The following is a 24,322-nucleotide window of genomic DNA, read 5'->3' as shown; positions in this document are numbered from 1 at the left end:
TGTCAGTCCGCTCAAGCCTTCGGCAGCGGCATTTCCTTGACCGTCGAGGAGTCGGCCGGAGCATCGGAGCCGAACCACTTCTTGTGGATCGCGGCCAGCGTGCCGTCCTTCTTCATCGCCGTCAGCGCGTCGTTCAGCTTGCCGAGCAGCGGATGGTCCTTGCTCATCATCAGCCCGTACTGTTCGCCGGTCTTGATGCGCTGCTTGACGACCAGATCCTTCATCTTGGTGAAGGAGTACTGCATGCCGGGGATGTCGCTGACGGCGGCGTCGACGCGGCCGGCGCTGAGGTCGAGCAAAAGGTTCTGCTGCGTGTCGTAACCTTTCACGTCGCTGTAGCCGTCAGCCTCTTGATGCGCCTTGACCCAGGTCTCGCCGGTCGAGCCTGACAGCACGCCGACAATCTTGCCCTTGAGGTCGGCCTCGGCGTTAACAGCACTGTCGGTCTTCGTCGCGATGCCCATGTCGGAATCATAATAGGGCTGGGTGAACGACAGCGTTTTCAGCCGCTCCGGTGTGATGGTGATCGAGGAGATGGCGACATCGATGCGGTTCGAGCTGACAGCCGCAAACAGCGCCTGGAAGCCGAGGTCGGCGATGTCGGTGGTCATGCCGATGCGCTTGGCCGCTTCGTTGATGATATCGACCTCGAAGCCCTCGAAGGTGCCGCTCTCGTTCTTGTATTCGAAGGGCGGATTGGTTGGGTAGGCGCCGACATTGAGCACATCGGCGGAATAAGCGGTGGCAGGACCGGCGGCGATGCCGACGGCTGCGGCCATGATAAGCAGGTTGCGACGCGTAAAGCTCATTTTTGTTCCCTCTGTTGTTGAACGGGCGGGTTGGCCCGCCACGGTTTTTGCCGCCCCGCTTCCGGCAAGGCGTCAATTCATGGCGGCGCTCATGCGCTCGAGCGCCGTTTCTATCTGGCCGCTGTCGCGGCATACGCACATGCGCAGGAACGCTGCCGCCGAATGTCCAAACAGGTGGCCTGGTGCAAGTCCGACCCGGGCGGTTTCCAGGATCCGGGCGCAGGCCTTCCTGGCATCGTCCTCGCCTTCCAGGGCAAAGAAGGCGTACATGCCGCCGCGCGGCTTGGTCGGCAGGATGACGCCCGGGATCTCCGCCAGCCTGTCATAGGCAAGGTCGAGGCCGGTCCTGATCCGTTGCCTGATTTCTTCAACCAGCGGCTCGCCCTGCTGGATCGCGGCGACCGCGCCGGCCTGGATCGGAGCCGCGGTGCCGCTGTTGACATATTGGGTCATGGCGCCGAGCTGGTCGGCGACGCCTGACGGATGCGTCAGCCAGCCGATGCGCCAGCCGGTCATCGCCCAGGCTTTGGAAAAACTGTTGACCGACAGCACCCGGTCGCCGTCCTCGGCGATCTGCAGGATGGAGGGGGCGACATCGTCGTCGAAATAGAGCCGGCCATAGACTTCGTCGGAGATGATCCAGATGCCGGTGCGCCGGCTGAAGTCGAGCAGCGCCTGCATCTCCACGCGCGACGCGGTCCAGCCGGTCGGGTTGGACGGCGTCGACAGGAAGATGGCGCGGGTGCGTGCGTCGCAGGTAGCGAAGAGCCGATCGAGGTCAAGCTGCCAGTCGCCCTTGAAGTCGAGCGAAAACGGGCGCGGCTCGCCGCCGATCAGATGGATGGCGTTGTGGATGTTCGGCCATTGCGGCGCGACATAGACGACATTGGTGCCGGTATCGACCAGCAGCTCCAGCGCCAAATACAGTGCCTGCATGCCGCCCGGCGTGACCGTGGTTCGCGCGATGGGAATGGAGCGGCCGTGGATGCGCGTCTGGTAGTCCGACAGCGCTTCGTTCAGGGGCCCGAGCCCACGCATGTTGGGAACGTAGAAGGTCTGGCCTTCATCGAAGGCGGCCTTTGCCGCGTCGCGGATGAAGGCGGGCGTCACCATGTCGCCTTCGCCGTACCAGAGCGCGATGACGTCGCCGAGTTCGCGCGCGCGCACCGCGAGGTTGGCGATGTTTTCCGTATGCAGATCGCGGATCTGGGCGCGCACGCCATCGAAAGCATAGCGCGCGCTGGACGATGACTGGGGCAGTATGAACGACAAGGACTGAACCCCTCCCACCCGGAGCGCCACGATGGGCTGCCCGAAAAGACCCCTCCGGCGCGGCAGCCACCACCGACTTTGGATGCTATCCAAAGTGCCGCGCTTTTCAAGGAAAAAGTTTTAAGCTTAAAAAGTTTGGCCGGCCTGTTGCTCCGCCGATACGCTTTTCCAGCCACGCCCGCCTATGCCAGTTCGTCGCGCGCGGCGGTACAATTGGCGGCGGCCCCGGCGCCAAGAAACATCGTGTCGCTGGCCAGGACGAAGAAACTCGCGCCCATCATTGCCCAGCGGCTGATGGCCTGCGGGCTGGCGCAAAATATGCCGGCCGTCCTGCCATGCGCCATCGTGGCGGCGATGATGGCCCGGATCGCCTCGTTGAGCTTGTCGGCGCCTTTCGGCCCGATTGCGTCGATCGACACCGAAAGATCGCCGGGGCCGACGAAGATCACATCGACGCCGTCGACGGCCGCGATCGCGTCGATGTTGGCCAGCCCTTCCGCCGTCTCGACCTGGACCGCGACAACGATCCGGTCGTTGGCGGAGGTCAGATATTCGGGAATGCGATAGCCGTAGCCGGCGGCCCGTCCCGGGCCGACGCCGCGTTCGCCCAGCGGCGGATAGCGCGAGGCCTTCACGGCAAGAGCAGCTTGCGCTGCGGTCGAAACGCGCGGGATCAGCACGCCCTGCGCGCCGCTGTCCAGTGCTGCCTGGATCGCTTCGGGCGCATGACCGGGAACACGCACCATGGCCGGCACGCTATGCACGTCGGCCGCGCGTATCATGGTCTCGATCATGTCGCGCGAGATCTGGGCGTGCTCCCAGTCGATGCAGAGGAAATCGAGGCCGGACGACGCCATCACCTCGACCGCGACGGGATGGGGGATGGCGGCAAAGGAGCCGATGAGGCCGGTCTTGGCGATGCATTTCTGGCGGAACTCGCTCATGTCGATCCTCTTTTCATCTGGCACAAATTCATATCCGCAATCGGCAACGACGCGAAGCTATTTCAGGCTTGAAATATTTTTGCGCGGGCCTAGCGTGTGGTCTCCCGCCGCGAGTTTCCAAGATGATCAAAGCGCATCCCCTGCACGGCCCGAACAGACTGAAGCTCGGCGTCTTTTCGACCAACGCCGATGGCGGGCTTGCCATCACCGATGTGCCCGAGCGCTGGATGGCGAGCTGGCAGGACAATCTGACGGCGGCGCAGATCGCCGACCGCGCCGGTTTCGAATTCATGCTGCCGATCGCGCGCTGGCGCGGCTTCGGCGGCCGCAACAAGGTGCGCGAATGGTCGTTCGAGACCTTCACATGGGCGGCGGCGCTCAGCATGGCCACCGAACAGATCGGCCTGTTCATGACGGTGCATGTGCCGCTCGTGCATCCGCTCTACGCCGCCAAGGCGCTGGCGACGGTCGATCATATCAGCCAGGGCCGCGCCGGGCTGAACATCGTCTGCGGCTGGAACCCGAAGGAATTCGGCATGTTCGGCACGCCGCTGGTCGAGAAGGGCTACGACCAGGCGGCCGAATGGATCGAAATCCTGGAGCGGCTTTACGCATCGAGCGAGCCGCTCGACTATGAAGGCATCTATTATCGCTTGAAGGAGGCGGTGAGCCGCCCCGCCAGCCTGCAGGTTCCGCGCCCGGTAACGATGAACGCCGCCTTTGGCGGCCCGGGCAGGGATTTCGCCGCCGCTCGATGCGATTACCTGTTCACGACCTTTTCGGAAATGAGCGATGCCGGCAAGCATGTCGCCGACATCGGCGAGCGCGCCGCAAAGCTCGGCCGCGATGTCGGCGTCTACACCGTCGCGCATGTCGTCTGCCGCCCGACCATGGAAGAGGCGCAGGCCTATTACGCGCGCTATGCCGCCGACATGGCCGACCACGAAGCGGTCGACGCGCATATGGCCGGCAAGAAGGAATTCTCGCAGTCGCACGACCCGCATGCCTATGACCGCTACCGGCAACGCTTCGCCGGCGGCGCCGGCACTTACCCGTTAATCGGCACGCCCGAAACGATTGCCGCCGACATGGCCGCGATTGCCGGGCATGGCTATCAGGGCATCGCGCTGTCCTTCGTCAATTATACGCAGGAACTGCCCTATTTCTGCGACCATGTCCTGCCGCTGCTCAGGCAGGCAGGGCTTCGCGAATAGTCAGTCGGGAATAACAGCCGTCGCCTGAATCTCGATCTTGGCGCGGTCCTCGACCAGCGCCACGACCTGCATCGCCGCCATTGCCGGGAAATGCCGGCCGATCACGTCGCGATAGGCTTCACCGATGCCTTTGAGGTTGCCGAGATATTCGGCCTTGTCGGTGAAGTACCAGGTCATCGAGGTGATGTGCCGCGGCTCGCCGCCAGCCTCGGCCAGCACGGCGACGATGTTGGCGAGCGTCTGGCGCACCTGGCCGGCGAAGTCGTCGGTTTCGAACTGGCATTCGGCATTCCAGCCGACCTGACCGCCGACGAACACCAGGCGCCCGCGCGCGGCGACGCCATTGGCATAGCCGACCGGTTTGGCCCAGCCCTCCGGCTGCAGAATGGTGTGCATGTCTAGCCTCCCCAAAATCAGATATCGCCTGCAATGATGTCGTTCGAAAAACTCATGGGACCGTGCGGCTCAAGCCGCCCCCATCACTTGCCGGGCGATCACCACCTTCTGCACGTCGGACGCGCCCTCATAGATGCGCAGCGCGCGAATCTCGCGGTAAAGGCTTTCGACGATATGTCCCTTGCGTACGCCGTCGCCGCCATGCAACTGCACCGCCTTGTCGATCACCTCCTGCGCCTTGTCGGTGGCGAACAGCTTCGCCATCGCTGCCTCGCGGGTGACGCGCGCGGCGCCCATGTCCTTGGTCCAGGCGGCGCGATAGACGAGCAGGGCGGCGGCGTCGACATCGAGCGCCATGTCGGCGATGTGACCCTGCACCATCTGCAGGTCCGCCATCGGCGCGCCGAACAGTTTGCGCTCGGCCACTCTGCCGATGCTTTCATCGAGCGCGCGGCGCGCGAAGCCGAGTGCCGCGGCACCAACGGTCGAGCGGAACACGTCGAGCACCGACATGGCGATGCGGAAGCCATCGCCCGGCTTGCCGATCAAGGCTGCGGCCGGAACGCGCGCCTTGTCGAAGGAAAGCCGCGCCAGCGGGTGAGGCGCGATCACCTCAAGCCGTTCGGCGATGCCAAAACCTTTCACATCGGCCGGCACGATGAAGGCGGAGAGCCCCTTGGCGCCGGGCGCTTCACCGGTGCGGGCAAAGACTATGTAGAGGTCGGCGATGCCGCCATTGGAAATCCAGGTCTTCTCGCCCGAAAGGATATAGTCGTCGCCGTCGCGCATCGCCGTCATCTCCATATTGGCGACGTCTGAGCCCGAGCGTGGCTCGGACAGCGCGAAGGCCGAGATCGCTTTGCCGGCCCGCGTCTTGGCGAGCCAGTGCTGCTGCTCGGGTGTGCCGAACAAAGTGAGTGCGCCGGTGCCCAGCCCCTGCATGGCGAAGGCGAAGTCGGCCAGCCCGTCGTGGCGCGCCAGCGTCTCGCGGGTGATGCACAAATTGCGCACATCGAGCGGCGCGGGATTGTCGGGATCGAGCGCCGTCGGCTTCAGCCAGCCGTCGCGGCCAAGCTTCGCCACGAGTTCGCGGCAGGCGGCATCGACGTCGTGGTGGTCGACGGGAAGGTTTTTAGCGCACCAGGCGTCGAGGTTTTCGGCGAGGTCGCGGTGACGGGTTTCGAAGAAGGGCCAATTGAGGAAGGAACGGTCAGGCATGGGTGCCTCCGCAGTGCTTCGAGCGCTGTCCCGCCGACGTCTCCACGGAAAGCATCATCCTCAATTCCCCTCGAACACCGGCTTTTCCTTCGCCACGAACGCCTTGTACGCCCGCTCGAAATCGCCGGTCTGCATGCAGATCGCCTGCGCCTGCGCTTCCGCCTCGATTGCCTGGTCCAGCCCCATCGACCATTCCTGGTTGAGCTGCGTCTTGGTGATGCCATGCGCGAAGGTCGGGCCGGCAACAATACGCGCCGTCATCTCAAGCGCGTCGGCTTCCAGCGCGGCTGCATCGACCAGGCGATTGTAGAACCCCCAGCGCTCACCTTCCGCCGCTGTCATCGTCCGGCCGGTGTAGAGCAGTTCGGCGGCGCGGCCCTGGCCGATGATACGCGGTAGGATCGCGCAGGCGCCCATGTCGCAGCCGGCAAGGCCAACGCGGGTGAACAGGAAGGCGGTCTTCGCCTCCGGCGTGGCGATGCGAATGTCGGAGCTCATCGCGATGATCGCGCCGGCGCCGACCGCGACGCCGTCGACGGCGGCAATGATCGGCTTGCCGCAGTTGAGCATCGCCTTGACGAAATCGCCGGTCATGCGGGTGAAGGCCAGGAGCTGCTTCATGTCCATCTTGACCAGCGGTCCGATGATGTCGTGGACATCGCCGCCTGAGCAGAAATTGCCGCCATTGGGCAGGAAAACGACGGCGTCGACATCGTCGGCATAGACGAGGTCGCGGAACGTGTCGCGAAGCTCCGCATAGCTGTCGAAGGTCAGCGGGTTCTTGCGCTCCGGACGGTCGAGCCGGATCTTTGCTACCCGACCCTCGACCTGCCAGAGGAAGTGTTTTGGCTTCAAGCCGGCCATCGCGCTCATTCGCGTCCCTCCCAATTGCTGCGGAACGATTTCAGCATGCCGGTCAGCCGCCGCGCTTCGTCCTCGCTGACATTGCCGAGCAACTCGCCGACCCAGCTTTCATGCGCGGCGGCGATTGCCGCGAACGATGTCGAGCCTTCCTCGGTCAGCCGCACCATCGAGGTGCGGCGGTCGCCATTGCGGCGCGCGCGCGGACCAGTCCTTCCGAAACCAGCCGGTCGACGATACCGGTGACATTGCCGTTCGACACCAGCAGGAAGCGCGACAGGTCGCTCATCAGCATGCCTTCCGGCGAGCGATAGAGTGCTGCCATCACGTCGAAGCGCGGCAGCGTCGTGTCGAACTCCTTCTTCAGCCGCTCGCGCAGTTCGGCCTCGATCGTGCGCGAGGCGCGCAGCAACCGTATCCAGAGCCGCAGCCTGTCCTTGCCCGGTCCGGCGGATGTCGGTCCCGCTACCATGTCTCGCCTCCGGAGATAGAGATCGCCTGCCCGGTGATCGATCGCGCGGCATCGCCGCAGAGCCACAACACCGCGTCGGCGACTTCTTCCGGCTGGATGAACCGCCCTTGCGGATTTGTCGCCGACAGGCTCTGTCGCGCGTCCGCCACCGACCTGCCGGTCTTCTCGACGATGCGCTGGATGGACGCTTCCAGCATGTCGGTCTCGACGAAGCCCGGGCAGACGGCGTTGACCGTCACGCCCGACTTCGCCGTCTCAGCGGCCAAAGCCCGCATCAGCCCGATGACGCCGTGCTTGGCCGCCACATAGGGCGCGACATAGGCATAGCCTTTCAGCCCGGAGGTCGAGGCGACGAAGACGATGCGGCCCTGCTTGCGCGAAAACATGCCGGCAAGCGCCGGCTGCACCGTCAGGAAGGCGCCGGTCAGGTTGACGTCCAGCGTCTTCTGCCAGTCAGCGAGCGGTGTCTTGTGCGCCGGCGCGCTGCCGGCCATGCCGGCATTGGCGACGACGATATCGAATGGCCCGCGCGCCGCCTCGGCCTTCTGATAAAGGGCAGCCATCGAGGCTTCATCGGTGACATCGGCGACAATGCCGAAGACGCGGCCGCTGTCGCCGGCTACCTTGACAAGTTCCGCCTCGCGCCGCCCGCAGATGGTGACGTCGACACCAGCCTTCGCCAGCGCCAGCGCGATAGCCTTCCCGACGCCGGAGCCACCGCCGGTCACCAGCGCATGCTTGCCGGCAATTGCCTGCGTGGCGCTCATACTTTGAGCCCCGCGGCCGCGTCGCGCTCGGCGAGGCGATAGAGTTGGTCACGGCCAGGCAGGTAAGGGTCGGGCCATTTGACGCCGCGATCGCCGAGCGTGACCGCCGCATGCAGCGTCCAGTAGGGATCGGAAAGATGTGGCCGCGCCAGCGCCACCAGGTCGGCGCGTCCGGCCATCAGGATCGAATTGGCGTGGTCGGGTTCATAGATGTTGCCGACCGCCATCGTCGCCATGCCGACCTCGTTGCGGATGCGATCGGAAAACGGCGTCTGGAACATGCGGCCATAGACCGGCTTTGCGGCAATCGAGGTCTGGCCGGCCGAGACGTCGCAAAGATCGATGCCCGCTGCGTGCAGCATCCTGGCGATCTCGACGGCATCGGACGGGGTGACGCCTTCGATGCCGACCCAGTCATTGGCCGAGATACGCATCGAGATCGGCTTCCCCGCCGGCCACACGGCGCGCACCGCATGGAAGACCTCCAGCGGATAGCGCATCCGGTTTTCCAGCGAGCCGCCATAATCGTCGGTGCGGCGGTTGGTCAGCGGCGTGATGAAGGCGGACAGCAGATAGCCATGCGCGGCATGGATCTCCAGCATGTCGAAGCCGCAGCGCTCGGCCATTTGAGCCGCCGCCACGAACTGGTCGCGCACCACGTCCATGTCGGCGCGGTCCATTGCCTTCGGCACCTGGTTTTTCGGCGACCACGGGACAGCCGACGGCGCCATCACCGGCCAGTTGCCGGACGCGAGCGGAACGTCCGTCCCTTCCCAACCGACGCGGGTCGAACCCTTGGCGCCGGAATGGCCGATCTGCGCGCAGATCTTTGCTTCCGTCTCGGCATGGACGAAATTCACCAGCCGCTTCCAGGCGGCCTCGTGTTCGGGCTTGTAGAAGCCAGGGCAACCAGGCGTGATGCGTCCCTCGGGGCTGACGCAGGTCATCTCGATGTAGAGGAGGCCGGCGCCCCCTTGGCGCGTTCGGCATAATGGGAAAAATGCCAATCGGTCGGGCAGCCGTCGACGGCTTTGTATTGCGCCATCGGCGAAACGACGATGCGGTTGTTGAGCGCCATGTCGCGCAGCTTGAACGGCGCAAACATCGGTGCACGGCGCAGGCTGTTGCCGCCGGCGCCGGCCTTGCGCTGGAACCATTCTTCCGCGCCCTCCAGCCATTCGGCATCGCGCAGGCGAAGGTTCTCGTGGCTGATGCGTTGCGAACGGGTGAGCAGCGAATAGTTGAACTGAACTGGATCTAAACCGAGATATCGTTCAACTTCCTCGAACCATTCTAGCGAATTGCGCGCCGCCGATTGCAGCTTCAGCACCTCGGTGCGCCGCGCATCCTCGTATTTGCGGAAGGCGGCCTCGAGGTCGGGCTCGGTTTCGACGTATTCGGCCAGCGCCACGGCGCTTTCGAGCGCCAGCTTGGTGCCGGAGCCGATCGAGAAATGCGCCGATGCCGCCGCATCGCCCATCAGCGCCAGGTTCTTGTACGACCAGCGCTCGCACAGCACGCGCGGGAAGTTGATCCACGCCGAACCCCTGATGTGGTTGGCGTTGGTCATCAGCGCATGGCCGCCGAGATGCTTTGCGAAAATGCGTTCGCACACCGCGATCGATTCCTGCTGCGACATTGCGTCGAAGCCGAACGCAGCCCAGGTCTCTTCGCTGCACTCGACGATGAACGTCGCCGTCTCGCTGTCGAACTGGTAGGCATGCGCCCACACCCAGCCATGTTCGGTCTTCTCGAAGATGAAAGTGAAAGCGTCGTCGAATTTCTGATTGGTGCCGAGCCACACGAACTTGCATTTGCGCGTGTCGATATCGGGCTTGAAGACTTCGGCGAAGGTAGCGCGGGATTTCGAATTCAACCCGTCGGCCGCGACGACGAGATCGTGCGTTTCCATGAACGGCCTGGGGTCGGCGATGTCGGTCTCGAAGGCGAGCTTGATGCCGAGCTCGCGGGCGCGGCGTTGCAACAGGACCAGCAGTCGCTTGCGGCCGATGCCGCAGAAGCCATGGCCGGAAGAGACGGTGCGCACACCGTCATGGATGACGGCGATGTCGTCCCAATAGGCAAAGTGTTTCTTGATCCAGACGGCGCTGACCGGATCGTTTTTGGTCAGGTTTTCCAGTGTTTCGGCCGACAGCACGACGCCCCAGCCGAAGGTGTCGTCCGGGCGATTGCGTTCATAGACCGTCACCTCATGCGCGGCGTCGCGCAGCTTCAGCGAGATGGCAAAGTAGAGTCCGGCCGGTCCGCCGCCGAGAACCGCAACCTTCATGTCTTGCGATCTCCTCTTCGCTTCGGGTCGCCGGTGAACCGGCGATCCCGACTTTCAGTATTGCGCCTGAAGGCAATTATTTCAAGCTTAAAGTTTTAGGATTGAATGTTGCCCGGCGCGCGAGCGCGACCCGTCGGTGCGCTCACTTGGCTCTCATGCCGGCGCCTGTACCGCCGGCCGCAGCCAGTCCGCGTCGATCTCCGGAAGCGGGATCGCCGCCAGCAGGTCGCGCGTGTAGGCTTCCTTCGGGTTCTCGAAGAGCGCGTCGGTGGCGCTCATCTCGACGATCCTGCCTTCGCGCATGACGATGACCTGCTGGCAAAGCCGCCTTATCACCGACAGATCGTGGCTGATGAAGGCGACCGTCAGTCCCATCTCGGCCGCCAGCTTCTCAAGCAGCGTCAGGATCTGAGCTTGTGTCGAGACGTCGAGTCCGGAGACGATTTCGTCGGCCAACACGAATTTCGGCGACAGCGCCAGTGCGCGAGCGATGCCGACCCGCTGGCGCTGGCCACCCGACAACTCGTGCCGGTAGCGGCCGGCGAAATTCTGCGGTAGACCGACGCGCTGCAAGGCCTCCGCCACGCGCTCTTTCAACCTGTCGCCTAGCCCATTCTGCCGGAGCGGCGCGGCGATGATGCTGAAGATCGTATGCCGCGGGTTGAGCGACGACATCGGGTCCTGGAAGATCATCTGCAGGTCGCGACGCAGCGGTCGCAACCCGGCTTCCGAAAGATGGCCGATGTTGCGGCCCTCAAACTGGATCGTGCCGGCGCTTGGTTCCAGAAGCCGCACCAGCGCGCGGCCGAGCGTCGACTTGCCCGAGCCGGATTCGCCGACGATGCCGGTGACCATTCCTTTCGGCAGGTCGAAGTCCAGCCCTTTCAGGATCTCGGCCAGCGGCGCGCGGCCGATCAGCGGCTTGCGCGTCATGTCGGGCAGCGCCACCTTCAGGCCGCGCACCGAAAACAGCGGCTCAGCCATGGCCGGGCCTCCACGCCTGGTCGGTCGCCGCGATTTCCGCCGCAAGCCCGGCGAGCACGGTGTCGTCCACCGGTTTCAGCGAGGCATATGGGTCGGTGTAGCGCGGCGTCGCCGCCATCAGCGCGCGCGTATAGGGATGTTGCGGTGCTGCAAACAACGCGGCGGTCTCGGCCTCCTCGACCACCTTGCCGGCATAGAGCACCGACACCTTCTGGCTAATCTTGGCGACGACGCCGAGGTCGTGGGTCACGAACAGGATCGCCGTGCCGTGGTCGCGCTGCAATTCAGAGATCAGCCGCAGGATCTGCTTCTGCACGGTGACGTCGAGCGCCGTCGTCGGCTCATCGGCAACGATCAGCCTGGGTTCGGCGGCAAAGGCGGCGGCAATCAGCACACGCTGGCGCATGCCGCCGCTGAGCTCATGCGGATAGCATTTCAGCACGCGCTCCGGATCGCGGATCTGCACCTCGTCGAGCAATTGCCGGATGCGCTTGTCGGCCTTCTCGCCGCTCCAGCCAAGGATGCGCACCAACCGGTCGGTCATTTGCGGGCCGATGCGGCGCGACGGGTTGAGCGCGGTCAGCGGATCCTGCGGGATCAGCGCGGTGCGTGCGCCGATCAAGGTGCGCCGCGCCTTGGCGTCGAGCCGGCCGAGGTCCTCGCCCTCGATCAGCATCTCGCCTTCGACGATGCGCACGCTCTTCGGCAGGACGCCGAGCACCGCCTTGCCGATCATCGTCTTGCCGGCGCCGCTTTCGCCGACCAGCGCGCGTACTTCGCCGGGCTGCACGGTGAGCGAGACAGAGCGCAGCACGCGCTGGCCGTTGGCGAGCACTGCGCTCAAGCGGCGGATATCGAGGCAGCTCATCGCAGCACCGGATCGAAGCGCGTCTTCAGCGCCTCGCCGAACTGACTGAAGGAGAGCACGGTGAGGATCAGCGTGATCAGCGGGAACACCAGCACCCACCAGGCCTGATGGATCGACAGCCGGCCCTCGGCAATGATGCCGCCCCAGGTCGGGTCGTCGGTCGAGATCGACAGGTTGACGAAGGACAGGATCGCCTCGACGATGACGGCGATGCCCATTTCCAGCGACAAAAGCGCGACGACCGAAGGCAGCACATTGGGCAGCACCTCGCGCAGCATGATGCCAACGCGGCCATAGCCGGCGATGCGGGCATTCTCGACATAATCCATGCGCGACTGCCCCAGCGCCTCGGCGCGGATGACGCGGCAAAAGCGCGTCCAGTCGATGATCGCGATAGCGAGGATGACGGAACTCAGGCCCGTGCCCAGAACCGCCACCAGCAGGATGGCGAACAGCACCGGCGGGAACGCCATCCAGATGTCGACGATGCGCGAGATGATGCGGTCGGCCCAGCCCCCGAAATAGCCGGCGATCAGGCCGAGCGTCGAGCCTATAAGGCAGGCGGATATCGCTGCCACGAAAGCGACGATAAACGCGATGCGGCCGCCGAAGATCAGCCGCGATAGCAAATCCCGGCCGAGGCTGTCGGTGCCCAGCCAATAGCCGGGTTCAGTGCCGTCCAGCCAGAAGGGCGGCAGGCGCTCCAGCATCAGGTCCTGCGCCAGCGGGTCCTGCGGCGCGACCAGCGGCGCGAAGATGGCGGCGGCGAGCGCGATCAGCAGCCAGCCGCCAGCCAGCCACAGCCTCGGGCTCAAGCCGCGTCGGGCGATGCGCGCCTCATCCATGGCGCAGCCTCGGATTGAGCAGCGCATACATCATGTCGACCACGAGATTGATCAGCACGAAGAGCAGCGCGAAGACCAGCACGATGCCCTGGATCAGCGGCAGGTCACGGTTGATGACGGCATCGATCGCCATGTTGCCGAGACCTTCGTAGGAGAACAGCCGCTCGACGATAACCGTGCCGCCGATGAGAAAGGTGAACTGCACGCCGACCAGCGTCAGCGTCGGCAGGGCCGCGTTCTTCAGCGCCTCGCGCAGGATCACCTGCGTCTCCGAAAATCCCTTGACCCGGGCGAGCACGACATAGTCGAGGTCGAGCACCTCCTTCAGCGACTGTTTGAGCAACTGTGCGATGATCGCCGCCAGCGGCAGCGCCAGCGCAATCGCCGGCATCAGCATATGCTTGAGCAGGTCCCAGGTGAGGTCGAAGCGCAGGCGAAGGATACTCTCGACGAGGTAGAACTGGGTGACGAAGGGCAGGTCGAGCTGTGGCGACACCCGGCCCGAAATGTCGAAGACAGGCACCAGCACGCCGAACAAAAGGATCAGCACCAGCCCCCACAGGAAGTCGGGAATTGAGAGCGTCGCGCCGCTGGCGATATCGATGCCCGCCTCGACCGCCGTGCCGCGATTGCGCGCCCCGAGGATTGCAGCGGGCACGCCAATCCCGATCGCCATCAGCAGCGCGAAGGTCGCCAGCTCCAGCGTCGCAGGCAGCCGGTTGAACACGAGGCTCAACACGTCCTGGCGCAGCGAGATCGAGGTGCCGAAATCGCCATGCAGCACGCCGCCGAGCCAGATGAAGAATTGCTGCACGATGCTCTTGTCCAGGCCATAGAGCGCCCGCAGCCTGGCGATGTCGTCATCGCTGGCGCCGGGCGGCAGCATCATGGCGATCGGGTCGCCGGGCGCGACGCGGATGACGACGAACACGACGATGGCGACGCCGAACAGCGTCACCAGCATCGTCAACAGGCGAACGAGGAACCTTTGCAGCAGCATCTGCCCGTATGCCCGGATGAAAAAGCGCGCCGTCTCGCGGACGGCGCGCGGCAAAAGAAAGGCTGACGATCAGGCCGGAGTCATCAGCGCCGGCAGCAGCGCGCCGGAAATATGCTGCACGACATTGACCTTCTTCGAGTGCACGATCGGCTGCGCATACTGGATCAGCGGCAGCACATAGGCCTCTTCGGCAATGTACTTGTCGACCGCTTTCCAGCCGGCGATGCGCTTGGCCTCGTCCTTCTCGCCCCACAGCGGGCCGATCTTGGCGTCGAGGTCGTCCGTCTTCCACGACGAGTGCGGCGAAGGCCCGAACATGGCAAAGCCGGTCGAGGTCGTCGGGTCGCCGATGGAATTGCCCCAATTGTAGAAGGCCGCCGGCGCCAGCTTGTGCGCGGCGCGCAGCTCGTAGTGCTTGGCAATCTCGTAGACCTCGATCTCGGCTTCGATGCCGACCTTGCGCCACATGCCGACGATCGCCTGCACCATCTCATAGTCCTTGGGCTTGAAGCCCTTGGTCGTCTGTATGGTGAACTTGGCCGGCTTCTTGGTCGAATAACCGGAGGCGGCAAGCAGTTTCTTGGCCTTCTCGGCATTGTGCTCGACCTTGATCGACGGATCGAAGGCTGCGTATTCCGGCGTCTCCAGCGTGTCGATCGGCTGGCCGTAGCCGCGCAGCAGCCGCTTGACCAGAAGTTCCTTGTCGACCGCCATCACGGCCGCCTGGCGGACATTCTTGTCCAGCATGGCGTCCTTGTTGTTGAAGAAGATCATGCCGATGTCGGAGACATTCTTGACCGAGCCGGCGAGCCCGTCCTTGGCGATCAGCCGGTCATATTCCTCGTAAGGAATCTCGAGCGTCACCTGCGAGGAGCCGGACTCGATCTCGGCCACGCGGCTCGCCGCATCGGTGACGAACTTGATCGTCACATTCTCGAAGGCCGGCTTGGTGCCCCAATAGTTCGGATTGGCCTTCAGCCGCAGGAAGGCGTTGCGCTCGAACTTGTCGACCATATAGGGGCCGGTGCCGATCGGCGCTTTCTCGAAACCTTCGGCGCCGACCTTCTCGTAATAGGCCTTCGGCATGATGTAGCCGGTCAGGAACGACATCCATTTGAAATAGACCGGGTCGAACTGCACGACGTCGCCGGTGATCTTGTTGCCGTCGATCTTGAAGTTGTTGACGTTCTTCCAGACGAACTGGATCGGATTGCCGGTCTTTTCGTCACCCGCACGCTGCAGCGACCACACCACGTCTTCCGGCGTGAAGGGCGAGCCGTCATGCCATTTCACGCCTTCGCGCACCGTCATCATCACCTTGGTGCGGTCATCGTTCCAGCCCCATTCGGTAAGCAATCCAGGCGCGAAGGACAGGTCGGGCTTTTGCGGGATGATCTGGTCGAACACCGACTGGTAGAGACCCTGGATAGTCGGGTTGACGGCCGAGGGTCCGGTCGTCGGGTCCCAGGAGGGGAGGTTGACGTTGTAGGCGATGGTCAGTTCGTCGGCTGCCTTGGCAGCCTTCGGCAGGCCAATGGCGGCCACACCGAGTGCCGCGGCACTGTATCCGAGCAATTCGCGTCTGTTGATTGTCATGGTCGTTCCCCTTGTTGGTTATTGTCTTTGCGCCGCAATGTCCGTTCATTGGTTCAAGCTTCGTGGGCAGCAGCGCCTTGCCTCTCGTCGCCTCGATAAAATCGTCGGAGCCTACCTCCCGCCAAGCTGTTGCGCGAGCATGAAGCCCGAGGCCGCGCCGGTGCCGGCGCCCGGCCATGTCGCGGCGCCCGTAAGATGCAAATTGGCGACCGGTGTGTTCCAGCCGGCATAGCCCGGGGCTGGGCGGAACAAAAAGTTCTGCGCCAATTGGTGGCTGCCGCAAATCTGGTCACCGCCGACCAGGTTCGGATTCTCGCGCTCTAGGTCGAGCGGCGAAAACACCGCGCGGGCGAGGATCTTCTGCCGCAAGCCGGGCGCGTAAGTCTCGATGATGTCGAGCACGCGCTCGGCATAAGCGTCCTTGACCTGATCCCAATGTGCCGGTGCGATCTTGCCGGCGGCATCGCCGAGGATTTCCGCCGGCAGCATGCGTACCTGGACCCACAGCACATGCTTGCCCGCAGGCGCTCGCGAGGGGTCGACGGCGGTCGGCTGGCCGACGACAAGCACGGGCTGGTCGGGCAGCATGCCGGCGATCGCCTGCTGGTAGGTGCGCGACATGACGTCGAGCGAAGGCGCCAGATGCACATAGGCAAACTGGCGAAGCTCGGCTCCGGCGCTCCAGTCCGGCAGGTCGTCCAGCGCCAGGTGGATCATCATCGTGCCCGGCGCGTAGCGGAATTTTTTCATCGCCGTGTCGAAGCCGGCATTGCCTGAACCGCTCGGCAGCAACTTGCCGGTCAGCGCCTTGGGCGCGACGCCGGCGATGACGGCCTTGGTGGCGGTATGCGTCTCGCCGGATGCGAGCCGCACGCCCGTCGCCTTGCCGCCGGCAACCGTGATCTCGGCCACGTCCGCGTCGGTTACGATCTTGCCGCCGCCGGCTGTTACCATGCCAGCCAGCGCGTGGATGATGGTGTCGGCGCCGCCTTTGCCCAGCACCATGCCAAAACTCTGGTTGGCCATCGATTCCAGGTAAGGGAACACGGCGCCCCCGGCGATGTCGGGCGCGAAGTCGAGATGCATGCCCCACGCGGCGAGTGTCGTTCGCACATAAGGCGTCTCGAAATTCTCCTCCAGCCACGCGCGCGGCGAGGACAGAAGCAACCGTCCAGTGTCGAGCGCACCGGCAAGGCCCTTCTTGCGCCACAGGTTCCAGGCGGTGCCGGCAAGCGCCCTTGCACTCATCGGCGATCCCAGCAGTCGGAACAGATGCTCCGCCTCGGGCAGGAAACCGGCGACCAGCCGCCGCCATGCCGCGGCATCCGCGGACGAGAAGGCGGCCAGTCGTGCGGCCGTCTTTTCGAGATCATTGCTGACGCCGAACCACTTTCCGTCCGGAAAGGCGCTGGCGAAACAGTCGGCGACGGGCGCGAATTCCAGCCCGTGACTTTTCAATTCATTTGCATATTTCCGGTGGAAGGCCGAGCCGGCGAAGAGGCTTAAGTTCATCGCGCCGAAATCGTGCCGGAAGCCCGGAAGCGTGAACTCGCGGGTCTGGACGGCGCCGCCGATTGTCGCGCTGCACTCGAAAATCCCGATTTTCCAGCCCTTGAGCGCCAGATGCGCGGCGCATGCCAGACTGTTGTGGCCCGCCCCGACGAATATGGCGTCAAACTCGCTCACGCCGCCCCAACCCATTCCTTTATGCTTAAAGATAATTGCAGATGCATATGTTTTCGTCTAGTAGGATATTAAGGGCCGCAACGAGCCTCGATCATCATCGACAAAGAGGGAACTGAGACCATGGACACGCAAAAACTCCTCGGCGAGATCGCCGGCCAGCTGCTTTCGGGCGCCATCAAGGTGGTCGATTTGTCGGCGCCGCTCGGACCGGATACGCCGCTGATCAAGCTGCCGCCGGAGCTTGCCGTCGACACGCCAAAGGTCGAGATCCATCAGATCTCCAAATACGACAAGAACGGTCCGTGGTGGGCCTGGAACTGGCTGAAGCTCGGCGAGCATTCGGGCACGCATTTCGACGCGCCGCAGCACTGGATCACCGGCAAGGACTATCCGGACGGTGCCACCGACACCATCCCGGCGCAGAATTTCGTCGGCCCGGTCAATGTCATCGACTGCTCGGTGGAATCGGCCGCCGACCACGATTTCCTGCTCACCGTCGACCACATCAAGGCCTGGGAAGCCAAGCACGGCGCGATCAATGCCGGCGAATGGGTGGTAATGCGCACCGACTGGTACAAGCGCAACGGCTCCGAGGCTGAGTTCCTCAACGCCAACGAGACCGGCCCGCACACGCCTGGACCGACGGCGGAAGCCATCCAGTTCCTGATCAGCAAGGACATCAAAGGCTGGGGCTCGGAGACGATCGGCACCGACGCCGGCAAGGCCGGCGGCATGGAGCCGCCATTCCCGGCGCACACGCTGATGCACAAGGCCAACCGTTATGGTCTGGCCAGCCTTTGCAATCTCGACCAGTTGCCGCCGAAAGGCGCCATCCTGATCGCCGCCCCGCTCAAGATCGAGCACGGCACCGGCAGCCCGATCCGCGCGCTGGCGCTGGTGTCGAGCAAATAGAGCGAGGTGAGGTCTTCGGGAGAAGATCATGGGTGTAGGCGAGGCGATAGTAAGGCAGGTTGGCGGCGCTAGCGCTCTACGGCGCCCCCTCTGTCCTGCCGGACATCTCCCCCACGAGGGGGAGATTGGCTGTCATCGCGGCCTTCGCCAATTGTCCACGGTGCAGGATTGAGCGGGGCGCAGAAACCGCTGATCTCCCCCTCGTGGGGGAGATGTCCGGCAGGACAGAGGGGGCGCCGTAGAGCGCAATTCCACGCGATTGGGCTCCAGTGCCTGCCGTCTGCGAGCATCCAATGACCGCCCCCGATCACATCATCGTCGGCAGCGGCATCAACGCGCTGGTCTGCGCGGCAATGCTTGGCGCCAAGGGCGCAAAAGTGCTTGTGCTCGAGCGCAACGACCGCATCGGCGGCTGCATGCGTACCGAGGCGATCACGGCGCCCGGCTTCGTCCATGACGTGATGGCAACCACCTTCGTGCTGTTCATCACCTCGCCGGCCTTCGCGGCGCTCGGCAAGGATCTGGCGCGGCATGGGCTGGAGTTCTGCCACACGGCGACGCCGACCGGCGTGCTCACGCCCGACGGCAGCCATGCCGTGCTCACCACCGACCGCGCCGCCAACATCGCGGCGTTGAACCGGATCGCGCCCAGCGACGGCGACCGCCATGGCGGCGATGTCGGCGACATCGAACGCAATGCCGGTCTGCTCTTCGGCCTGCTCGGCGGCGCGCTCTGGTCCTATCCGACGACGAAGCTGCTCGCCGGCGAAGCCTGGCGGCGCGGCCCGCGCAACCTCGCCGCCTTCATGGGCGAGGCGCTGGTTCCCGCGCGGGGCTGGCTGGAGACGACTTACAGCTCGGATACCGTCCGCGCGCTCTGGGCGCCCTGGGTGCTGCATGCCGGGCTTGGTCCGGAAGACGCTTTCTCCGGCCAGATCGCCAGGGTCATCGCCTTCGCGCTGGAGGCCGCCGGCGCGCCGATCGTCAGGGGCGGCGCGAAGAACCTGCTCGCCGCCTTCGAGGCGCTGATCAAGGAACGCGGCGGCGAGATACGCATCAATGCCGACGTTGGCTCGATCGTCCAGAACGGCGGGCGTGCCACTGGCGTTCAGCTCGCTTCCGGCGAGACGTTGGACGCCACGAAAAGCGTCATCTGTTCGGTCACGCCGACACAGCTCTATGGTCGGCTCCTCGGCGACGCGGCCCCAAAGCGCGACGTCGACGCGACGCGCGCCTATCGCTATGGCAAGGGCAATTTCCAGATCCACTACGCTCTCGACAAGCCGCCGGCCTGGCGCGGCGAGGGGCTCGACAAGGTGGCGCTGCTGCATCTGACGCCGGGTCTCGACGGTGTCTCCAAAGCCTGCAACGAGGCGGTGCGCGGCCTGTTGCCGGAGGTGCCGACCATCTGTGTCGGCCAGCCGCATGCGCTCGACCCGTCGCGCTGTCCGGACGGCAAGGCAATCCTTTGGCTGCAACTGCCCGAGGCGCCGCGCGCCATCAAGGGCGATGCCGCCGGCAAGCTGCAAGCGCCCGCCGACGGGCGTTGGACCGAGACGTTGCGCGAAGCCTATGCAGATCGCGCCGAAGCCATCCTCGCCAGCCATATCGACGGCTTCAAGGACACCGTGATCGCGCGCCGCGCCTATTCGCCGGCCGATCTCGAAGCGATGAACGTCAACCTGGTCGGTGGCGATCCATATGGCGGCTCCTCGACCATCGACCAATCCTTCCTGTGGCGGCCGTTCAAGACCAGCCGCAACCACGAGACCGGCATCAAGGGCCTCTACCATATCGGCGCCTCCACCCATCCCGGCGCCGGCCTTGGCGGCGGCTCCGGCTTCCTCTTGGCGGGGAGGCTCTGATGGACCAGAAGGCCCCCGAAAAGCGCCAGCGCATCTCGACCCTTGGCCAGATCGGCCTGCAGCAATTCGCGCCCTATCTGATGAATCGCATCATGGGCCGCTACAACGCCACGCTGCGCGAGGATTTCCGCAAGCAGGGCCTGACCATTCCGCAGGTGCGCACGCTGGCCGTGCTCTCGGTCACCGACGGCGTCACCGTCAACGACCTCTCGGTCTACACCGTCATCGAACAGTCGACCTTGAGCCGCACCCTCGACACGCTGGAGGGGCAAGGCCTGGTGCGGCGCGAGCAAGGTGTCACCGACAGCCGCATCCGCCACGTGTTCCTGACCGACGATGGCCGCGCGCTGTTCACCCGCGCCTGGCCGGCCATGCACGACGCCTTCGAGGCGATGTTCGACGATGTCGACGATGCCGAATATGCCGCGCTGATCGCGACGCTGCAAAAGATGTTGAAGAATATCCGCAAGCACGAAATCTAGATGTACGCGCCGCCTCCCAATGGCAACGGGGCGGGCGGCAACGGAAGGAGGCAGACATGGCCGAGCGGTCTTTTGCCAAGGAAGTCGAAAAACTGAGGCTGGGCGCCGGTGAGGAATTCGCCGGCGAGGGCATCCTCGCCATCACCAAGGCGCTTCTGCAATGCGGCGTCGGCTATGTCGGCGGCTACCAGGGCGCGCCGATCAGCCATCTGATGGATGTGCTCGCCGACGCGCAGGATATCCTCGGCGAACTCGGCGTGCATTTCGAGGCGAGCGCCTCGGAGGCGACCGCAACCGCCATGCTCGCCGCTTCCGTGCACTACCCGATCCGGGGTGCTGCCACCTTCAAGTCGACGGTCGGCACCAATGTCGCCTCCGACGCGCTCGCCAATCTGGCCTCGGGTGGTGTCACCGGCGGCGCGCTGATCATTGTCGGCGAGGACTATGGCGAGGGCTCCTCGATCATGCAGGAGCGCAGCCATGCCTTCGCCATGAAGAGCCAGGTCTGGCTGCTCGATCCGCGCCCGAACCTGCCCTCGATCGTCAAGGCGGTCGAGGACGGTTTCGAATTGTCCGAGGTCTCCAACACACCGGTCATGCTGCAGGTGCGCATCCGCTGTTGCCATGTCCACGGCCACTTCATCGCCAAGGACAACAAGCGGCCGTCGATGACGGTCGCCGACGCGCTGTCGGCGCCGCGCCGCGACACCGGCCGCATCGTGCTGCCGCCCGCCTCCTTCCTGCATGAGAAGGAGAAGGTCCAAAAACGCTGGCCGGCCGCGGTGGACTTCATCAAGAGCCGCAAGATCAACGAGATGTTCGGGCCCGATCACGGTTCCGTCGGCATCGTCATGCAGGGCGGCATGTACAATTCCGTCATCCGTGCGCTGCAGCGGCTCGGCCTCGCCGACACCTATGGCGACACCGAGGTGCCGCTTTATGTGCTGAACGCCGTCTATCCGCTGGTCGATGACGAGTTCCTCGCCTTCTGCGAAGGCAAGCAGGCCGTGCTGGTCGTCGAAGAGGGCCAGCCGAATTACATCGAGCAGGCTTTCGCCGCGACGCTGCACAAGGCCAGCCGTGGCACCAAACTGGTCGGCAAGGAGCATCTGCCGATGGCCGGCGAGTACACCGGACAGGTGATGCTCGACGGCATCGGCTCGTTCCTGCACGCCCATGCCCCGCATCTCCTGCCGGGCGAGGTGCGGGCGCCGAACAAAACGGGCGACGGCGTCGATACGGCCGACCTCATCAATGTCGTTCCCGGTCGTCCGCCGGGCTTCTGCATCGGCTGCCCGGAGCGGCCGATCTTCGCCGCGACAAAACTGGTCGAGCAGGAACTCGGCAAGCATCACATCGCCTCCGACATCGGCTGCCATCTGTTCTCGATCATGCCGCCCTTCGAGCTCGGCGCCACCACGATGGGTTATGGTCTCGGGCCGGCTTCGGCCTCCGCCTTCAATTCGCCCGATGCCAAGCGCCGCTCGATCTCCTTCGTCGGCGACGGCGGTTTCTGGCACAACGGCCTGACCTCGTCGATCGGCAACGCCGTCTTCAACAAAAATGACGGCGTCATCGTCATCGTCGACAATTTCTATTCGGCAGCGACCGGCGGCCAGGACATCCTGTCGTCGCGCGCCTCGAACCGCACCAAGTCGACCAAGCATCCGATCACCGAAGCGGTGAAGGGCATGGGCGTCAAATGGCTGCGCCATATCGACCGCACCTACGATGTCGGCAAGATGCAGGACACGCTGCGCGAGGCGCTGACCACTGACGAGAAAGGCCCGAAGGTCATCGTCGCCTCGTCGGAATGCATGCTCAACCGCCAGCGTCGCGAAAAACCGCTGGTCGACAAGGCGATCAAGGGGGAGAGCGGGTGGTGAAGCCGAAGTTCGGTGTCGATGAGGACATCTGCACCGGCGATCACGCCTGCATGCGGCTGTCCGGCTGCCCGTCTTTGTCGGTGAAATCGCTCGACGATCCGCTGCGCGACGATCCGGTGGCATCGATCGACCAGAGCTGTGTCGGCTGCGGCAATTGCGGCGAGGTGGCGGACGCCGCCGTGCTCTGCCCGTCCTTCTACCGCGCCGATGTCGTGCACAATCCCAGTGGCTGGGACCGTTTCCTGGAAAGCGCGCGCCGCGCCGGCATAGGTCTTCTGCAGCGCCGCCGCGAAAGCCGTCGTTTGATGTTCGCCGATGCTTGACCACAATTCAGCGCTGCGCCCGAAGGCGGGCGCCCATGACGACGAGCGGGTGATAAAGCTCGCCGTGCTTGCCGTCGGCGGCCAGGGCGGTGGCGTGCTGGCCGACTGGATAACCGACGTCGCCGAGCGCAGCGGCTACATCGCGCAGTCGACGTCGGTCGCCGGTGTCGCCCAGCGCACCGGCGCAACCATCTATTACATCGAGATGGCGCGCGACACCGGCCGTCTGCCGGTCTTCGCGCTGTCGCCTTCGCAAGGTGACGTCGACATATTGATCGCCGCCGAGCTGATGGAAGCCGGCCGCGCCATCATCCGCGGTTTCGTTACGCCCGAGCGCACCACGCTGATCACCTCCTCGCACCGCATCGCCGCTGTCTCGGAAAAGATCGAGCCTGGCGATGGCCGCGCCTCGTCGGAGAAGGTGCACGCGACGGCGCAGGCCGCGGCCAAGCGCTTCATCGCCTTCGATATGGAAAAGATCGCCGCCGACAATGGCACCATGATCTCGGCCAGCTTGCTCGGCGCGCTGGCCGGCTCCGATGCGCTGCCGTTTGCGCGCGAGAACTACGAACAGGCGGTGGGCGCCGGCGGCCGCGGCGTCAAAGCCAGCCTCGCTGCTTTCGCCGCCGCTTATGATCGCACGCGGGGTATCGCGGCTGCTCCGTCGGGTGAGACTGTTGCGACAGAACCGGCCGCTCCTGAAACCCGCCCGAAGGTTAGCGGACCGGAGACGCTGCTGAAGGGCTGGCAGGGTCTTGCCGCTCGCGTCGCGTCACTGCCGGAGCCGCTGCGCGACATGGCCGAACGCGGCCTGAAAAAAGTCGTCGACTACCAGGACATCGCCTATGGCGGCGACTATCTTGAACGGTTGGACAAGGCGGTCGAGCTGGACAGTTCGGAACGCGGCTACGCGCTGTCGATCGCGGCGGCGAAGCATCTCGCCAACGCCATGTGCTACGACGACATGATCCGCGTCGCGGACCTCAAGACGCGCTCGACCCGCGATAGGCGCGTGCGCAAGGAGGTCGGCGTCAAGCAAGGCTCGGTGCTGCAGGTGACCGAGTATTTCCATCCGCGCATCGAGGAATTCTGCGGCACGCTGCCGGCTGGCCTCGGCAGCTACATCGAGAACCGCCCAAAGCTCGCCGCTTTCCTCGACCGCCGCATCAATCGCGGCCGCCACATCCGCACCGACAGTTTCACCGGCTTCGCCATGCTGTGGCTCATCGGCGGCCTGCGCCGTTGGCGCCGTCGCCTGCTGCGCCACAGGGTAGAGGTCGAGCATCTGGAGCGCTGGTACCAACTGGCGCTCGGCCATGCGCGCGAGGACTACGCTCTAGCCACCGAGATCCTGAACTGCCGCCGCCTGATCAAGGGCTACAGCGACACCCACGTCCGCGCCCAGTCGAAATTCGACCGCGTGCTCTCGGCACTGCCCATGCTCAAGGGGCGCGACGATGCCGCCGACTGGATCCGCCGCCTGCGCGAAGCGGCGCTGAAGGACGAGAAGGGCGACATGCTGGATGGGGCGCTGAAGACCGTAGCGACGCTCGACGACGCCGCCCGATGACGAACATGTGATCAATCGCGCTCCGACGGAATTCAGCCTTGTCCTCCGTCTCATGGCGGTAG

18 protein-coding genes and 3 pseudogenes are annotated in these 24,322 nt (G+C 64.7%); 6 read left to right on the top strand and 15 right to left on the bottom strand.

What is annotated here, in order from left to right:
• Positions 1-11: 11 nt before the first annotated feature.
• The 3 genes from ACVDG8_RS16150 to ACVDG8_RS16140 all read right to left on the bottom strand — a co-directional run bounded on the left by ACVDG8_RS16150 (position 12) and on the right by ACVDG8_RS16140 (position 3,025).
• Positions 12-809: an ABC transporter substrate-binding protein gene (locus ACVDG8_RS16150; RefSeq protein WP_447255546.1), complete on the bottom strand. Its 798-nt coding sequence runs from the start codon at positions 807-809 to the stop codon at positions 12-14.
• A gap of 72 nt (positions 810-881) precedes the next feature.
• A complete protein-coding gene (locus ACVDG8_RS16145) occupies positions 882-2,081 on the bottom strand; it encodes a pyridoxal phosphate-dependent aminotransferase (protein WP_447255545.1) in 1,200 nt (399 codons plus the stop codon).
• A 182-nt stretch (positions 2,082-2,263) separates the two neighbouring features.
• Positions 2,264-3,025, bottom strand: coding sequence for an HpcH/HpaI aldolase family protein (locus ACVDG8_RS16140; RefSeq protein ID WP_447255544.1), 762 nt, complete (start codon positions 3,023-3,025; stop codon positions 2,264-2,266).
• Between the two features lie 122 nt (positions 3,026-3,147).
• Between ACVDG8_RS16140 and ACVDG8_RS16135 the strand changes: the two genes are divergently transcribed.
• Entirely contained in the window at positions 3,148-4,239 is a 1,092-nt protein-coding gene (locus tag ACVDG8_RS16135) for an LLM class flavin-dependent oxidoreductase (protein WP_447255543.1), read from the top strand.
• On the opposite strand, the gene ACVDG8_RS16130 is transcribed toward ACVDG8_RS16135, so the two are convergent.
• From ACVDG8_RS16130 to ACVDG8_RS16075, 12 genes and pseudogenes are all read right to left on the bottom strand, one after another.
• A complete protein-coding gene (locus ACVDG8_RS16130) occupies positions 4,240-4,635 on the bottom strand; it encodes a RidA family protein (RefSeq protein WP_447255542.1) in 396 nt (131 codons plus the stop codon). It lies immediately after the preceding gene.
• A 69-nt stretch (positions 4,636-4,704) separates the two neighbouring features.
• Positions 4,705-5,853 carry an acyl-CoA dehydrogenase family protein gene (locus tag ACVDG8_RS16125; RefSeq protein WP_447255541.1) on the bottom strand — a complete coding sequence of 383 codons (1,149 nt, stop codon included), beginning with the start codon at positions 5,851-5,853 and terminating at the stop codon, positions 4,705-4,707.
• 60 nt (positions 5,854-5,913) lie between these two features.
• The gene (locus ACVDG8_RS16120; RefSeq protein WP_447255540.1) at positions 5,914-6,726 is read right to left on the bottom strand and encodes an enoyl-CoA hydratase family protein; all 813 of its coding nucleotides are present in this window, start codon (positions 6,724-6,726) and stop codon (positions 5,914-5,916) included.
• Positions 6,723-7,186, bottom strand: a pseudogene (locus tag ACVDG8_RS16115) (MarR family winged helix-turn-helix transcriptional regulator). The gene ACVDG8_RS16120 and the pseudogene ACVDG8_RS16115 overlap by 4 nt, the downstream one beginning before the upstream one ends.
• Entirely contained in the window at positions 7,180-7,953 is a 774-nt protein-coding gene (locus ACVDG8_RS16110; protein WP_447255539.1) for an SDR family NAD(P)-dependent oxidoreductase, read from the bottom strand. Before ACVDG8_RS16110 ends, ACVDG8_RS16115 begins: the two are co-directional and overlap by 7 nt.
• A pseudogene (locus ACVDG8_RS16105) lies at positions 7,950-10,243 on the bottom strand (bifunctional salicylyl-CoA 5-hydroxylase/oxidoreductase). The gene ACVDG8_RS16110 and the pseudogene ACVDG8_RS16105 overlap by 4 nt, the downstream one beginning before the upstream one ends.
• 153 nt (positions 10,244-10,396) lie before the next feature.
• Positions 10,397-11,227 carry an ATP-binding cassette domain-containing protein gene (locus tag ACVDG8_RS16100; protein WP_447255537.1) on the bottom strand — a complete coding sequence of 277 codons (831 nt, stop codon included), beginning with the start codon at positions 11,225-11,227 and terminating at the stop codon, positions 10,397-10,399.
• Positions 11,220-12,095 (bottom strand): ABC transporter ATP-binding protein, encoded by an 876-nt coding sequence (locus ACVDG8_RS16095; RefSeq protein ID WP_447255536.1) that lies wholly within the window; start codon positions 12,093-12,095, stop codon positions 11,220-11,222. The genes ACVDG8_RS16100 and ACVDG8_RS16095 overlap by 8 nt, the downstream gene beginning before the upstream one ends.
• Positions 12,092-12,940, bottom strand: coding sequence for an ABC transporter permease (locus ACVDG8_RS16090; RefSeq protein ID WP_447255535.1), 849 nt, complete (start codon positions 12,938-12,940; stop codon positions 12,092-12,094). Before ACVDG8_RS16090 ends, ACVDG8_RS16095 begins: the two co-directional genes overlap by 4 nt.
• Complete coding sequence (locus tag ACVDG8_RS16085) at positions 12,933-13,940, bottom strand: ABC transporter permease (RefSeq protein ID WP_447255534.1); 1,008 nt, start codon at positions 13,938-13,940, stop codon at positions 12,933-12,935. The genes ACVDG8_RS16090 and ACVDG8_RS16085 overlap by 8 nt, the downstream gene beginning before the upstream one ends.
• 69 nt (positions 13,941-14,009) lie before the next feature.
• On the bottom strand, positions 14,010-15,536 hold the full coding sequence (locus ACVDG8_RS16080) for an ABC transporter substrate-binding protein (RefSeq protein ID WP_447255533.1): 1,527 nt from the start codon (positions 15,534-15,536) through the stop codon (positions 14,010-14,012).
• A gap of 111 nt (positions 15,537-15,647) precedes the next feature.
• Entirely contained in the window at positions 15,648-17,222 is a 1,575-nt protein-coding gene (locus ACVDG8_RS16075; RefSeq protein WP_447255532.1) for a phytoene desaturase family protein, read from the bottom strand.
• 120 nt (positions 17,223-17,342) lie between these two features.
• Between ACVDG8_RS16075 and ACVDG8_RS16070 the strand changes: the two genes are divergently transcribed.
• The 5 genes and pseudogenes from ACVDG8_RS16070 to ACVDG8_RS16050 all read left to right on the top strand — a co-directional run bounded on the left by ACVDG8_RS16070 (position 17,343) and on the right by ACVDG8_RS16050 (position 24,260).
• On the top strand, positions 17,343-18,134 hold the full coding sequence (locus ACVDG8_RS16070) for a cyclase family protein (RefSeq protein ID WP_447255531.1): 792 nt from the start codon (positions 17,343-17,345) through the stop codon (positions 18,132-18,134).
• 293 nt (positions 18,135-18,427) lie between these two features.
• Entirely contained in the window at positions 18,428-19,999 is a 1,572-nt protein-coding gene (locus ACVDG8_RS16065) for a phytoene desaturase family protein (protein WP_447255530.1), read from the top strand.
• Positions 19,999-20,481 (top strand): MarR family winged helix-turn-helix transcriptional regulator, encoded by a 483-nt coding sequence (locus ACVDG8_RS16060; RefSeq protein WP_447255529.1) that lies wholly within the window; start codon positions 19,999-20,001, stop codon positions 20,479-20,481. Before ACVDG8_RS16065 ends, ACVDG8_RS16060 begins: the two co-directional genes overlap by 1 nt.
• 56 nt (positions 20,482-20,537) lie before the next feature.
• A pseudogene (locus ACVDG8_RS16055) lies at positions 20,538-22,690 on the top strand (thiamine pyrophosphate-dependent enzyme).
• The gene (locus ACVDG8_RS16050; RefSeq protein WP_447255528.1) at positions 22,683-24,260 is read left to right on the top strand and encodes an indolepyruvate oxidoreductase subunit beta family protein; all 1,578 of its coding nucleotides are present in this window, start codon (positions 22,683-22,685) and stop codon (positions 24,258-24,260) included. Before ACVDG8_RS16055 ends, ACVDG8_RS16050 begins: the two are co-directional and overlap by 8 nt.
• Positions 24,261-24,322: the final 62 nt, after the last annotated feature.

The organism is Mesorhizobium sp. ORM8.1 (genome assembly GCF_053005525.2).
Note: the sequence above shows the minus strand (reverse complement) of the source record. Positions and strands in the feature narration are given on the sequence as shown.